This window comes from Actinomyces respiraculi (assembly GCF_014595995.2).
Lineage (GTDB): Bacteria > Actinomycetota > Actinomycetes > Actinomycetales > Actinomycetaceae > Actinomyces > Actinomyces respiraculi.
The window spans coordinates 748823-761490 of sequence record NZ_CP063989.1 but is presented as its reverse complement, the minus strand read 5'-3'; the positions used below and the strand labels follow the sequence as shown (position 1 = coordinate 761490).

The following is a 12668-nucleotide window of genomic DNA, read 5'->3' as shown; positions in this document are numbered from 1 at the left end:
GCTCAGTTCTTGAGCGCGCCTTCGGTGATCCCGGCGATGAACTGCCTGGCTCCCACGAAGAAGATGACGAGCAGCGGGACGATCGAGATGAGGGCGGAGGCCATGAGCATGCCGTAGTCGGTCCCGTGCGCCGTCTTGAGCTGGCTCAGGGCCACCTGGAGCGTCAAGCGCGAGGGGTCGTTGAGGACGATCAAGGGCCACAGGAAGTCGTTCCAGGACCCGATGAAGGTGAACATCCCCAGGAACCCCAGCGCCGGACGGATCATAGGCAGGCACACGTGGAGGTACTGGCGCCAGAACCCGCAGCCGTCGATCCTGGCCGCCTCGAGCAGCTCGCTGGGGATCGCGCTGGAGGCGTACTGGCGCAGCCAGAACACCCCGAAGGCGCTGGCCAGGGAGGGCACGATCAGCGCCTTGAGATCACCCACCCACCCGAGTCGGCTCATGAGGAGGAACTGCGGGATCGTGGCCAGCTGGGCCGGTAGCAGGAAGGTGGCCATGATGATGCCGAAGAACACCTTCTTGCCGGCGAACTCGTACTTGGCGAAGGCGAAGGCGGCCAGGGAGGCGATGAGCAGGACCAGGAAGGTCACGGTGGCTGCCACGAGGACCGTGTTGGCCATCGCCGCCCAGATGTTGATCCGCGAGAAGATCGACGCCAGGTTCTTCCCCAACAGGTCTCCGGGCGTGAGCACCGGGGGGAAGCGGTAGATGACCTCGGAGGAGTGGGTGGCCAGCACGATCATCCAGTAGAAGGGGAAGATGGACACCAGGGCGCCCATGATCAGGGCCCCATGGCGCACCACGGCCCATCTGCCGCGCCGGGACAGGCCCCGACGCCGTCGCTCGGGCGGGCGGGGGCCGGCCGATGGCCCCGCCAGTGAGGACGAGACAGTTCTGGAGGACAGGGTCATACCCTCTTGTCCTTCCGCTCCTTGGTGACGATCCAGTTGATGGCCGAGAAGAACATGACGACGACGAACACGCCCCAGGCGATGGCGGCGCCGTATCCGTACCTGTTCTCCTGGAAGGCGACGGCATAGAAGTACATGACCATGGTCAGGCCCGAGTTCCCCACACCACCGGCTGAGGCAGCCCCCGAGGAGGTGGAGGAGGTCAGGACCTGGGACTCGGTGAAGGACTGCAGCGAGCCGATGGTGGACATCAGCGTGATGAACAGGACGATGGGCCGCAGTTGAGGCAGGGTGATCCTGAAGAAGATCTTCCAGGAGTTGGCGCCGTCGATGGCAGCAGCCTCGTACTGCGTCTTGTCGATGGCCTGCAGCCCGGCGAGGATGAGCAGGGCGTTGTACCCCACGAAGCTCCAGGTAGTCAGGCAGGAGATCGCGATCTTGATCCCCCATTCGGTCTGGAGCCAGGCGATCTGACCCGCGCCCAGCGCGCTCGCGATCGCATTGGCCAGTCCGAACCGGCTGGAGAAGATCGAGGAGAACAGGATGCCCATAGCCACCATGGAGGTCACGTTGGGCACCAGGTAGATGACCCGGTAGGCGGTCGACCAGCGCAGGGTGGAGTTGAGCATGAGCGCCACGATGGTCGCCAGCGTCAGCGTCGGGACGGTGCCCATGACCCACAGAATGAGGGTGTTCGACAGCGCCTTGTAGAAGAGTCTGTCAGTGAGCAGGTACCGGAAGTTCTCCCATCCGATGAAGTGGATTTCCCCCAGGCCCGACCAGCTGGTGAAGGCGAGCAGCATGGTGAAGACCATCGGCATCGCCCCGAAGGCGAGAAAGAAGAAGAAATAGGGCGAGATCGCCGCGTACTGGGGCAGCGCCCGGCGAAAGCGCCGACCGCCTCCCCCCGCCGTGCGACGGCGGGAGGCCAGGACGCCCGCCCGACCGGATCGTGGGGGCACCATCGCGTCTCAGACCGTCAGGCCGACCTGCTCGGCGATGCGCGTGGACTGCTCCACGGCGTCCCGCCAGGCCTCGTCGCGGTCCTTGCCAGAGGACTCCACGAGGTCGATCTCGGCGATGAAGGGGGCCTGAACTGCTGACTGGTTCGGGTCCTCGTAGAGCACCGGGACCGTCTCCGCGGCCGCACCGAAGATCTCCGCCGCCTTCTGGCCGCCGAGGAACTCGACCTCGCCGGTGATCCTGGGGTCCTCGAAGGCCTCAGGGGCGGAGGGGAAGTTGCCCTTGTCCACGTACTCCAGGGCCTGGTTCTCGGGGTTGAGGATGAAGCTGATGAACTCCATGGAGGTCTTCGGGTCCTTCGCCCCGGCCGGAATGGACAGGAAAGAGCCCCCGATGTTGATGGCGTCGCCGGGGTGCTGGCACACGTGCCAGGTGCCCGCGGTCGAGGGCGCATCGACCATGAGATCGGCCAGGTGCCAGGAGGCGCCCAGGTCCGCTGGCATCCGGCCCTCATTGACCGCAGCCGCCGAGTCGGCGGTGTTGGACTGGACCTTGGCCACAATCCCCGCATCGAGGGGTTTGAGCGCGGTGTCCCAGGCGTGCCGGATGTGATCACCATCGCCGATGTAGGTCCCCTGCTCGTCGATGAAGCCCTGTCCGGACTGGGGCCAGACCATGTCGAAGATGCCGGAGCAGTTGCGCACCAGGTAGGTGTCGGGACGGGCGGCGAGCAGCTCCTTACCGAGCTCGAAGTACTCCTCCCAGGTCCGAATGGCGGCGGCAACATCCTCGGGGGTGGAGGGCAGCCCGGCCTCCTCGAAGACGTCGAAGCGGTAGAACAGCGCCGTCGGGCCGATGTCGATGGGGATGCCGAGCTGACGGCCGTCCGCGGTGGTGGCCTGGGCCCACTTCCAGTCCAGGAAGGCGCCCTTGAGGTCCTGGGCGCCGACGGTGTTGAGGTCGACGAAGTAGTCGGCGTGCTGGCGGAAGAAGGCGATGTCCTCGCCCTTGACACCGGTGATGTCGGGCAGGCCGGATCCTGCGGTGAAGGTCGTGGTCAGCTTCTGCTTGAAGTCCCCGCCGATGATGTCCTGACGCAGGGGACGGTCGGGGAACTGCGCGGCCACCGCTTTGAGGACCTCCTGCCCGAAGCCCTCGGGCCAGGTCCACAGCACGAGCTCGTCCCCCGCTGAGGAGCCGGAGCCGGGCGCGGCGGTCGAGCACCCCCCGATGGCTCCGGCCCCCAGTAAGCCGAGGCTCAGGGCCCCTCCTCGCATCAGAGTGCGCCGTGACACCTGCATCGCAGTCTCCTTATCTCCTCGGGCAGCTCCGCCGCACGGACCTGCCGACCCGCCTCGACCACCCGAGACGAAAATTGATCAAACTTTGTCATGTCGCCCGGGAACCTGCGCAGCAAAACTCGACGATCCGAGTGCCTCGCACCAGCACCGCAGCGGACGCCACGCCCCCCACAGCGTCGCCCCCTTCGGCGAACCGCCCAGTAAGTCTGAGAACAAGCCGATTGACAAGCGCCTTCCTCCGTTGGAATGGAACCGGCGCGTGAAGCCTATCACCTCGCGGCGACACATGACCTACCCTGACGGTATTGATCAACTTTGCACATTTCTGAACGAGGTCAGCTAGTCTCGGTCCATGCTGAAGTCGATCCGCAGGGAGTCCGTGCTCGCACTCCTCCAGGCCCGCGGAAGCGCCAGCATCACCGAGATCGCCGAGGCCCTGGCCGTCAGCCCGGCCACGGTGCGGCGCGACATCATCAGCCTGGAGAAATCCGGAGTGGTGACCAGGACCTGGGGAGGGGCGCAGGTCGCCGTCGGCGTCGACGACCCCTTCCAGGAGGCCGTCAGCCGCAACGGCGCCGCCAAGCAGCGCATCGGGACCGCCGCCGCGGCCCTGGTCAACGACGGGGACACCGTCATCCTCGACATCGGCACCACCGTGCTCTACACCGCGATGGCGCTGGCCTCCAAACGCCTGACGGCGATCACCGCCTCCATCCCCGTCTTCGAGCACCTGCGCAACCGGCCCAACATCAACCTGACCCTCCTCGGCGGACACTGGTCTGAGCCCTACCAGTGCTTGGACGGCATCCCCGTCATCGACGCCCTGGCCCACCAGCAGGCCGACGTGGCCTTCCTGGGCTGCTCCGGGGTGTCCGACAGCGGGCGGATTCGGGACACCTCCTACTCGCAGGCGGCGATCAAGAGGGCCATCCTCCAGGCGGCCAGCGCCGGATACCTCCTGTGCGACGCCCACAAACTCCCCGGACGCGGAGATTCCTCCCCCTTCGACGTCGGCGCGCTCGACGGGATCATCACCGACGCGACCGTCGCTGAGCAACTGGCCGCAGCCTGCAAGGACTCATCCACCCGCATCATCACGGCCTGACGGCGAACGACACCCCGCCCCACCCCAGACTCCAGGAGACACCGTGCACGACAACCGCAAGCTGATCGAGGAGCGCATCGACGAGCTCCGCGAGCGCCTGGCGCGATGCGTCTACCGGTCGGTGGCGCCCGTGCACGCCACCGCCTGGCGAGCACCCGGTGAGCCGGTCCCCTTCGAGGAGGCACACGCCCGCCACGAGCAAGGGGATTATCGTCAGCTGCCCGCCGGCACCTGGTGGGGGCCGGCCTGGAGCACGTGGTGGATCCACCTGAAGGCCACCGCACCCGACGACCTCAGCCCCTGTGAGCGCGACAGGCTCGAGCTGCGGGTCGACCTCGGCTTCCAGGGCGACTGGGCGGGCAACCAGTCCGAGGGGATGGTCTTCACCGGTGACGGGCACCCCGTCAAGGGCCTCAACCCCATGAACCGGACCGTCCGCCTGACCGCCACGCCCATCGCCGAGCGCCTGGCCGCCGCCGGCTCGCCCCTCATCGACGCCCAGGGGCACGTGGGTCTGTACGTCGAGGCCGCCGCCAACCCCAATATGGGCGAGTACATGAACCGTCCGACCCTCGACGGCGACGTCCTCACCTGCAGCGAGGAGATGCTCTGGCGCTTCGGCGGCGCCGATCTGGTGGTGCGCAACGACGACGTGTGGCACCTGGGCCTGGATCTGGACGTCCTCGACGGTCTCATGCGCACCCTTCCCGATCACTCCACCCACCGCGCACTCCTGCTGCGCGCCCTGGAGCGGGCCGCCGACCTGGTCGACGCGGGCGGCATCGTCGAGGCCGCCGGGGCCGCCCGGCAGGTCCTGGCCCCCCTGGTGGCCTCCGGAGCCAATTCCTCGGCCCAGCGCTTCAGCGCCGTCGGGCATGCCCACATCGACTCAGCCTGGCTGTGGCCGCTGCGCGAGACCCGCCGCAAGGTGGTGCGCACCTTCGCCAACGTCGTGGCCCTGGCCGAGGAGTACCCCGACTTCCACTTCGCCTGCACCTCCGCCCAGCACTATCAGTGGCTCAAGGAGGGCTCACCCGAGATCTTCGCCCGCGTGCGCGACCTCATTGAGGCCGGCCAATGGCATGCGGTCGGCGGCATGTGGGTCGAATCCGACACGAACCTGCCCAGCGGGGAATCCCTCGTGCGCCAGCTGACCTCCGGCCTGCGCTGGATGCAGCGTGAGCTCGGGGTGCGCCCACGGTGCCTGTGGCTGCCGGACTCCTTCGGATACACCGGCGCCCTGCCGCAGATCGCTCGGCTGGCCGGGATGACCTGGTTCTTCACTCAGAAGATGTCGTGGAACCAGTCCAACGTCATGCCGCACCACTCCTTCTGGTGGGAGGGGATCGACGGTACCCGCATCTGGACGCACTTCCCCCCGGTCGACTGCTACGACTCGATCGTCAGCCCCGAGGAGGTCGTGAGGGCCGAGCGCGGATTTAAGGACAAGGGACGCACACCCACGTCCCTGCTCCCCTTCGGCTACGGCGACGGCGGGGGTGGGCCGGTGCGCGAGATGGTCGAACGCATCCACCGCTTCGCCGACCTGGAGGACGCCCCCGTCATCCGGATGGAGTCCCCGGAGGACTTCCACCGCTCGGCGATCACCTACGAGGATGAGGCCCCCGTGTGGAGCGGGGAGATGTACCTGGAGTTCCACCGCGGCGTCTACACCTCCAACCACGCCCTCAAGCAGGGCAACCGACGCACCGAGGCGGCGCTGGGCGAGCTGGAATGGCTCGCACTGGAGGCGCAGCGGCAGGGCGCCACCTACCCGCACGAGGAGATCGAGGCCCTGTGGCAGCGCACGGAGCTCCTGCAGTTCCATGACATCCTCCCCGGCTCATTCACCTCCTGGGTCAACCGCGAGGCCCGTCAGGAGTACACACGCCTGGCCGCGGACATCGAGGACCTCGCCCAGCGCGCCTGGTCGGCCCTGGCCGGTGCCCAGGACGACGACGGCGGGGCGCAGGCTCGCGTCACGATCGTCAACTCCTCTCCGCATCCGCGCCGCGAGGTCATCGAGCTGCCCGCCGCTTGCGGCAGCGGACTGCGTATGGTGTCGCTTGAGGGCCGCAGCGCCGCACCGCTGGAGGGCGTGTGCGCCGCACCGGACCACCCGGTGAGCCTGACCCGCTGCCCGCAGGGCCTGGTCCTGGACAACGGACTTGTCAGGGTGCTCATCGGCGACGATGGGAACCTGCACCGTGTGCAGGACCTCGTCGAGGGCCGTGATCTCCTCCTGCCCGGGCAGAGCGCCAACCGCCTGGTCATGCACCCCGACCACCCCAGCTGCTTCGATGCCTGGGAGCTCCAGGAGCACTACCGTCACGACCGCCTGCCACTGGATGCGACCGAGTCCATCGACGTCGTCGTCAGCTCCCCCCTCAGGGCGAGGGTGCGGGTGCGGCGCTCCTTCGGCTCCTCACGTGCCGAGCAGACCATCACGCTCGACGCCGACTCGCGGGCCGTCGACCTGGCGCTCGACATCGACTGGCAGGAGCGGGCACGCGTGCTCAAGGTCGACTTCCCGCTCGCGGTGCGGGCGACCCGCTCGGTCGGCGAGATCCAGTTCGGCTCCATTGAACGCCCCCTGGCCCCCAACACCTCCTGGGACCAGGCGCGCTTCGAGACCAGCGCCCACCGCTGGCTGCTACTGGCCGAGCCCGGCTACGCGGTGGCGCTGATCAACGAGTCCTCCTACGGTCACGACGTGAGCCCTTACGGCGGCGGGCCGAGCGGGCCGACCGGCGGGGTCAACGCGCGCCTGACTCTCCTGCGCTCCCCCCAGGCTCCCGACCCCGAGGCCGACCGGGGCGCACACGTGCTTCGCTACAGCCTGCTGGTCGGCGCCGACCGCGCCCGCGCGCGGCACGCCGCCGAGCGCCTCAACGAGCCCGTGCGCCAGCTCAGGGGGGCGGTGGAGCTCCAGGCGCCGGCCCGTCTGGAAGGTGTGGCACCGTGCTCGGCGGCGGTGATCGACACGGTCAAGACGGCCTTCGATCGCAGCGGCGCCCTCATCGTGCGCCTCCACGAGGACGCCGGCGCCCGAAGCCTGGTCGACCTGTACCTGGGCTGCAAGGCCGAGTGCCTCCAGGAGGTCGACCTGCTGGAGGACCCAGTGGACGAGCCCACGCAGGACCTGCCGACCGGCCCCGTGGCGGCGCAGTGCCCCGTGCGACTGACATTGCACCCCTTCCAGATCCTGACCCTGAAGGTGACTCGCGCATGAAGCTCCTCCTCATCTGCCTCGACGGCGTGCGCGCGGACCTGGCCATGCCCGATCTGGTCGCGGCAGACCCGGCCTTCGCCCAGCCCGACCACCCTGGCGAGCGGCGCTTCGCCGCAGCCCCCGACGGGCCGGCCCCCGACCACACGGTGGCGCTGGCCTCAGCCCCCGAGAACCTGGCCCCCACCCTGTGCCGACTGGCGCGCGGCGATGACTCCAGTCAGGGGCGCGTCATCCCCATGTGGATGACGCCGCCGACGGACTCGGGTCCGGGATGGGCCTCCATCCTGACCGGCTCCACCCATGAGGAGTGCAACGTGTGGTGGAACGAGTTCGTCGGGCACGACCTGGCCCGGCGGCCCGACGTGCTCTCGCGCCTGTACTTCGCCAATCCAGCGGCGCGCACCATCGCGGCAGCGACCTGGGACGCCTTCACCTGTGCCAGCGGGCCGGGGCCGATCATCCACTCGCGGGTGGATCAGCAGCGTACGGGCCAGCACCAGCTCTTCCACCCCGGGCACGACGGCAGCCTCGAGTCGCTGCTCTCCTCCGACGACGCCGTCAGGACCTGGGCCTCATGGAAGCTCCTGCACGAGGGACCCGATGGCGCCGTCGTCTATTTCGAGGGGGCCGACGCCGTCGCCCACGCTCACGGCGCTGATTCTCCCGAGTACCACCGGCAGATCCGTCAGGTCGACGAGACCACGCGCTACCTGGTCAAGGCGGTGTGTGAGCGCCACGAGCAGCTCGGCGAGGACTGGCTCATCGCGGTGACCACCGATCACGGGCACAAGCCCGAGGGGGGTCACGGCGAGGATGAGGTCGAGGTGCGCAGGGCCTTCCTCGTCCTCCACCGCGTCGGTTCCCGGCTGCCTGAGGCCGCCACGCGCCCACAATCGGTGCGCTCCCACGAGGTGATGGGCCTGCTCCTGGAGTGCGTCGGTGCGACTCAGGGCTCCTGGCAAGCGCCCGGGCTCGGCGTTGTCCGTGACATCTCCCCTCAGGGGCCCACACGCGATCCTCGTTTCGAATGGTGAGGGTGTCCCAACACTCTGGGTCGTGGTCAGGGCGCGGACCGGTGCTCTGTGTCGGCTCGGCCCCACACGCGCAGGACCGTGATGCGCCCGCCGAAACGGTCGGTCGGGCGGCCCCCGTACTCGCCCGCCCCGATACGCCACCGCCACGGTCCCGGCAGGAGCGAGAGGATCTCCTGCCCGTCGGAACGGCCCACCCGGTCCCCGTCGACCCACAGCCCGCAGGAGGCGGCCTGACGGGCATCGCCTGTACCCCCGGACACGACGATCCGCACCTGGCTGCCGACCTCCAGCTCGTGGGAGGTCTGCCATGTCTCGGTCCAGCCGGGTTCGTCATCACTACCCGGTCTGCGGGCGAGGTAGGCCTGCCAGCCGACGAAGTTCTCCGTGGACAGGCTCAGCGCCGCCAGCGGCTCCGGGGAGCCGTCGGGGGCCGGTGCCCGGTGCGCGAGCCGGGACAGCAGGACCTGCCAGCCTTCGGGCATGGAGGCGGGCAGGGCCGCCCGGAGCTCGATGACGTACCGTCCGGCCAAGGGCAGGTTGATCTCCTGGGCCTCGTTCCCGCAGGCCCCGGCGGGGTTGCTGCGGCGGTCCAGGTCGAGCAGGAGGTCGAGTCCGCGCGCCTGCCAGGGCGTGCTCCCGCCTCCCAGCGCTGGGGGCAGGGCGAAGCGGAACTGGTCCTCGGGGCGGGCCAGGGCCAGGCGGCGGCGCGCGGCCACCGACCTGATGAGGTCCTCGTCGTGCCCGGTGGGTGCGAAGGAGATGACCTCGCACTCCCCCCGGTCGGTGTTCAGGCAGTACAGCCTTGCGGCCCCGGCCCCTCCGTAGGGCAGGTCCTGGTAGTTGACGGCGTGGAACTCGCGTCCGCCGTCGTCGACCACTCGTGTGGAGGGCCACTCGTGCCCGCCCAGGACCAGGAACACCTGGTCGTGGTCGGCCAGCATCCGGTTGATGCGCTGGCCGTGCTCGGTCAGCTCCCCCGGACCGCAGGGGGCGCCGCCTCGCGTCCTGCGGTGGATGGCGACGTCGTGGGTGATAAGGATCGTCGGCAGGTGGCGGTGCGTGCGCAGCAGGTCGTCCGCCCACTCCAGGGTCGCAGCGCTCGGCCGCCAGTCCAGCCCCAGAACCCCCAGCCGCTCGCCGTCCCACCGGGCGCGGGTCCCCGGCGCAGGGACCTCCAGGACCTGCCAGCTGGAGTACCCGCCGGGGCCGGGGACGATCGTCGCGCCGTCGTCAACCGCCTGGGCTCCCAGGGTATGGGCCAGCTCGCCCTGGGCACCGAAGGCACTGAGGAAAGGAGTGGGTCCCCTGGAGTCGTCACTGCGCTGATCGATGTCGTGGTTGCCGGACACCACGGTAGCTCCCACCCCCAGCAACTGGCAGCCCACCCCCATCACCTCAACGGCGGCCTCGCATTCGGCCCTGTCCCCATGCTCGGTGACATCGCCGACGTGAACCACGTGGAGGATCGGCCCCGCCTGGCACTGCTCGGCCAGGTCGCGGGCCCGGCTGAAGGTCTGTGCCAGCAGGTCCGGCCTCATGCGTTGGCCGTCGAAGAGGTACTGGGTGTCCCCGATGACCAGGATGGCTGCGCGCGCCATGTCGTCTCCTCCCGTGCCCGGATGCGCGCCGTGCCCGATCCCGCCCGCGCCTCGCCGATCTGCCGCGGATGCTCCGTTGCGCTGCCCCGCGGCGCCGCCCGCCATGGTAGCCGTGGCCAGGCACGCCCACATCCGCCCCTGGGGGCGTCAATCGCCCACCGCGCCCGGCCCCGCCTGAGGCTGGACCCGCACGCCCCAGTAAGGCCCTCTGGCCGTTCCACCGTCCTCGTCCCACCGATCCGACAGGAGCACGTCCCCCAATGACGCTCACGCCCGGGCCCTGCCCCGACACCGACCGCCCCTGCTCCCCGCCGCAGGACACAGGCCCTCGTCGCACTGCACCGCCGTCCTTGCCCAGCACCATTGAGGCCATCCTGTTCGACATGGACGACACGCTCGTCGACTCCGAGCGCGCCTGGATCGCCGCCGCCGACCGGCTGTGGGCTGAGGCCGGGAGCCGGAACCGGGCCCCGGTCATCCCGGGCGGCACGGTGGACGACCTGGTCGATGCCCACCTGGCGGAATTCGCCGACGCGGACCAAGCGGCGGCCACCGGCCGCCTGCGCGCCCTGCTCGACGAGGAGCTGGGACGGCTCATGCGCCCCATGCCCGGGGCTGTCGATCTCCTGGAGCGCCTCGACCCCGCACTGCCAATCGCCGTGGCCTCCAACTCCCCCTCCGCGGTGGTGCAGCGCACGGTGGCGGCCCTGGGGTGGAGCGACCGGCTCAGCGCCGCCCTGGGGGCCGAGGACGTCGCCCAGCCCAAGCCCGCACCCGACATCTACCTCGAGGCGGCCCGCCGCTGTGGGGCCGCCATCGATCGCTGTGTCGTGGTGGAGGACTCCCCCATGGGGGCGCGAGCCGCCCTAGACGCCGGGGCCTTCCTCATCACCATCGGTCTGCCCAGCACGGGGCACGTCAACGTGTCCTCGTTGTGCGATGAGCTGATCACCTCCTGGAACCCGAGGACTCCTCGTGAGCGGTGATCAGATCCTGGCGGGGACGGAACCCGGGCGCGCCCGCACCAACCCTGCGGGGGCCGCCCTCAGGGCAGCACTCGACGCGTGGGGCGCACGTATCGCCCGCGCCTGCGGCCCGGTGGCGGGGCAGCGCTTCGCGTCCCTCATGCTGGACACGTGGGAGACAACCATGCGCTGGCACGAGGAGCGGGTCTTCGTCATCACCGGCGACATCCCGGCCATGTGGCTGCGGGACTCCTCCGCGCAGGTCCTGCCGTTCATGCGTCTGCTCGACCTGGACGAGGTCGCCCAGACAATCCGCGGCGTGGTGAGGGAGCAGTGGCGCTGCATCGGCCTGGACCCGTACGCCAATGCCTTCAACATCGCCCCCAATGGCGCGCACTTCGACCCCGAAGACCTGGACCTCCACCCGGGGGTGTGGGAGCGCAAGTACGAGGTCGACTCCCTGGCCTTCCCTGTGCGCCTGGCCCACCAGCTGTGGCTGCGCACCGGTGACAGCTCCCACCTTGATGAGACGGTCCATGCCGGGGCCCGCTCCATCGTCGACCTGTGGGCCCTGGAGCAGGATCACTCGCGCTCGACCTACCGCCACGTGCGCCCCGGCGAGCCCGCCGATACCCTCCCCCGCGGGGGCGCGGGGGCCCCGGTGGCCGTCACGGGCATGACCTGGAGCGGATTCCGCCCCTCCGACGACGCCGCCGTCCACGGGTACAACATCCCCGCCCAGCTCATGGCGGTCTCGGCGTTGGGCGCCATCGCCGAGGTCGCCGTCAAGGTGTGGGACGACCCGGCCCTGGCGGCACGGGCGACCGGCCTGGCCGGGGAGATCTCCGGCGGCGTGGACCGCTTCGGGCGCGACGGGGAGCGCTACCTCTACGAGGTCGATGGCCTGGGCGCGACTCTGGCCATGGATGATGCGAACATGCCCTCACTGCTGTCCCTGCCCCTGGTCAGCGACGTCGCCGCCGACAGCCCGCAGTACCTGGCCACGCGCCGGTGGGTGCTGTCGCAGGACAATCCCTTCTTCAACACCGGCCGCTGGGCGCGCGGCGTCGGCTCTCCCCACACCCCGCCGGGGTACGTGTGGCACATCGCCCTGGCCGTTCAGGGCTTGACCGGCACCGTGGAGGAGGCGCGGGCCTGCCTGGAGACGATCCTCGCCACCGATGGGGGCACGGGCATGACCCACGAGAGCTTCAACCCGGACGATCCGAGCGAGTTCACCCGTCCGTGGTTCTCCTGGTCGAACTCCATGGCCTGCGAGCTCATGATGGATCTGACCGAGCGCTCATAAGCCCGCGCTCCCGGGCGGCGGGTGCCGACCTGGCGTACTTCTCCTGGGAGAAGCCTGCGCAGTCCGGTCGGTCCCCGTGCAGCGCGGCATCGATGACCAGTTCCTCGCAGACCTTGACAGTGGCGATCACGGTCATCAGGTCCAGGGCCACCTGCTGGTAGCCCCCGTCGGCGATGTCCTCGGCGCGGCGCCCTGCGCGCGACGGACTCCCGGTTGAGATAGTAGTAGAACATGTACTCGTTGGGCA

General features: G+C 69.6%; 9 protein-coding genes. 5 read left to right on the top strand and 4 right to left on the bottom strand.

Features of this window, described 5'->3' with window-relative positions; genetic code table 11:
* Positions 1–2: 2 nt before the first annotated feature.
* From ID810_RS03125 to ID810_RS03115, 3 genes are read right to left on the bottom strand one after another with little or no spacing between them, the layout of a single operon-like run.
* A complete protein-coding gene (locus ID810_RS03125) occupies positions 3–914 on the bottom strand; it encodes a carbohydrate ABC transporter permease (protein ID WP_166855199.1) in 912 nt (303 codons plus the stop codon).
* Positions 911–1876 (bottom strand): carbohydrate ABC transporter permease, encoded by a 966-nt coding sequence (locus ID810_RS03120; protein WP_196781518.1) that lies wholly within the window; start codon positions 1874–1876, stop codon positions 911–913. The genes ID810_RS03125 and ID810_RS03120 overlap by 4 nt, the downstream gene beginning before the upstream one ends.
* A gap of 9 nt (positions 1877–1885) precedes the next feature.
* A complete protein-coding gene (locus ID810_RS03115; RefSeq protein WP_166855201.1) occupies positions 1886–3178 on the bottom strand; it encodes an ABC transporter substrate-binding protein in 1293 nt (430 codons plus the stop codon).
* A 352-nt stretch (positions 3179–3530) separates the two neighbouring features.
* On the opposite strand from ID810_RS03115, the gene ID810_RS03110 reads away from it, so the two are divergent.
* Genes ID810_RS03110 through ID810_RS03100 form a run of 3 tightly spaced genes read left to right on the top strand, consistent with a single transcriptional unit; the run spans position 3531 to position 8549 of the window.
* A complete protein-coding gene (locus ID810_RS03110) occupies positions 3531–4283 on the top strand; it encodes a DeoR/GlpR family DNA-binding transcription regulator (RefSeq protein ID WP_166855202.1) in 753 nt (250 codons plus the stop codon).
* Between the two features lie 43 nt (positions 4284–4326).
* A complete protein-coding gene (locus ID810_RS03105; protein ID WP_166855203.1) occupies positions 4327–7515 on the top strand; it encodes an alpha-mannosidase in 3189 nt (1062 codons plus the stop codon).
* Positions 7512–8549: an alkaline phosphatase family protein gene (locus tag ID810_RS03100; RefSeq protein ID WP_166855204.1), complete on the top strand. Its 1038-nt coding sequence runs from the start codon at positions 7512–7514 to the stop codon at positions 8547–8549. Before ID810_RS03105 ends, ID810_RS03100 begins: the two co-directional genes overlap by 4 nt.
* Positions 8550–8575: 26 nt before the next feature.
* On the opposite strand, the gene ID810_RS03095 is transcribed toward ID810_RS03100, so the two are convergent.
* The gene (locus ID810_RS03095; RefSeq protein ID WP_166855205.1) at positions 8576–10147 is read right to left on the bottom strand and encodes a metallophosphoesterase; all 1572 of its coding nucleotides are present in this window, start codon (positions 10145–10147) and stop codon (positions 8576–8578) included.
* A 260-nt stretch (positions 10148–10407) separates the two neighbouring features.
* Between ID810_RS03095 and ID810_RS03090 the strand changes: the two genes are divergently transcribed.
* Complete coding sequence (locus ID810_RS03090; protein ID WP_279586923.1) at positions 10408–11133, top strand: HAD family hydrolase; 726 nt, start codon at positions 10408–10410, stop codon at positions 11131–11133.
* Complete coding sequence (locus ID810_RS03085) at positions 11123–12421, top strand: glycoside hydrolase family 125 protein (RefSeq protein ID WP_235931574.1); 1299 nt, start codon at positions 11123–11125, stop codon at positions 12419–12421. Before ID810_RS03090 ends, ID810_RS03085 begins: the two co-directional genes overlap by 11 nt.
* Positions 12422–12668: the final 247 nt, after the last annotated feature.

Coding starts and splice junctions, on each gene's coding strand:
- ID810_RS03125 (WP_166855199.1), bottom strand. CDS start 914: ATGACCCTGTCCTCCAGAACTGTCTCGTCCTCACTGGCGGGGCCATCG.
- ID810_RS03115 (WP_166855201.1), bottom strand. CDS start 3,178: ATGCAGGTGTCACGGCGCACTCTGATGCGAGGAGGGGCCCTGAGCCTC.
- ID810_RS03110 (WP_166855202.1), top strand. CDS start 3,531: ATGCTGAAGTCGATCCGCAGGGAGTCCGTGCTCGCACTCCTCCAGGCC.
- ID810_RS03100 (WP_166855204.1), top strand. CDS start 7,512: ATGAAGCTCCTCCTCATCTGCCTCGACGGCGTGCGCGCGGACCTGGCC.
- ID810_RS03095 (WP_166855205.1), bottom strand. CDS start 10,147: ATGGCGCGCGCAGCCATCCTGGTCATCGGGGACACCCAGTACCTCTTC.
- ID810_RS03090 (WP_279586923.1), top strand. CDS start 10,408: ATGACGCTCACGCCCGGGCCCTGCCCCGACACCGACCGCCCCTGCTCC.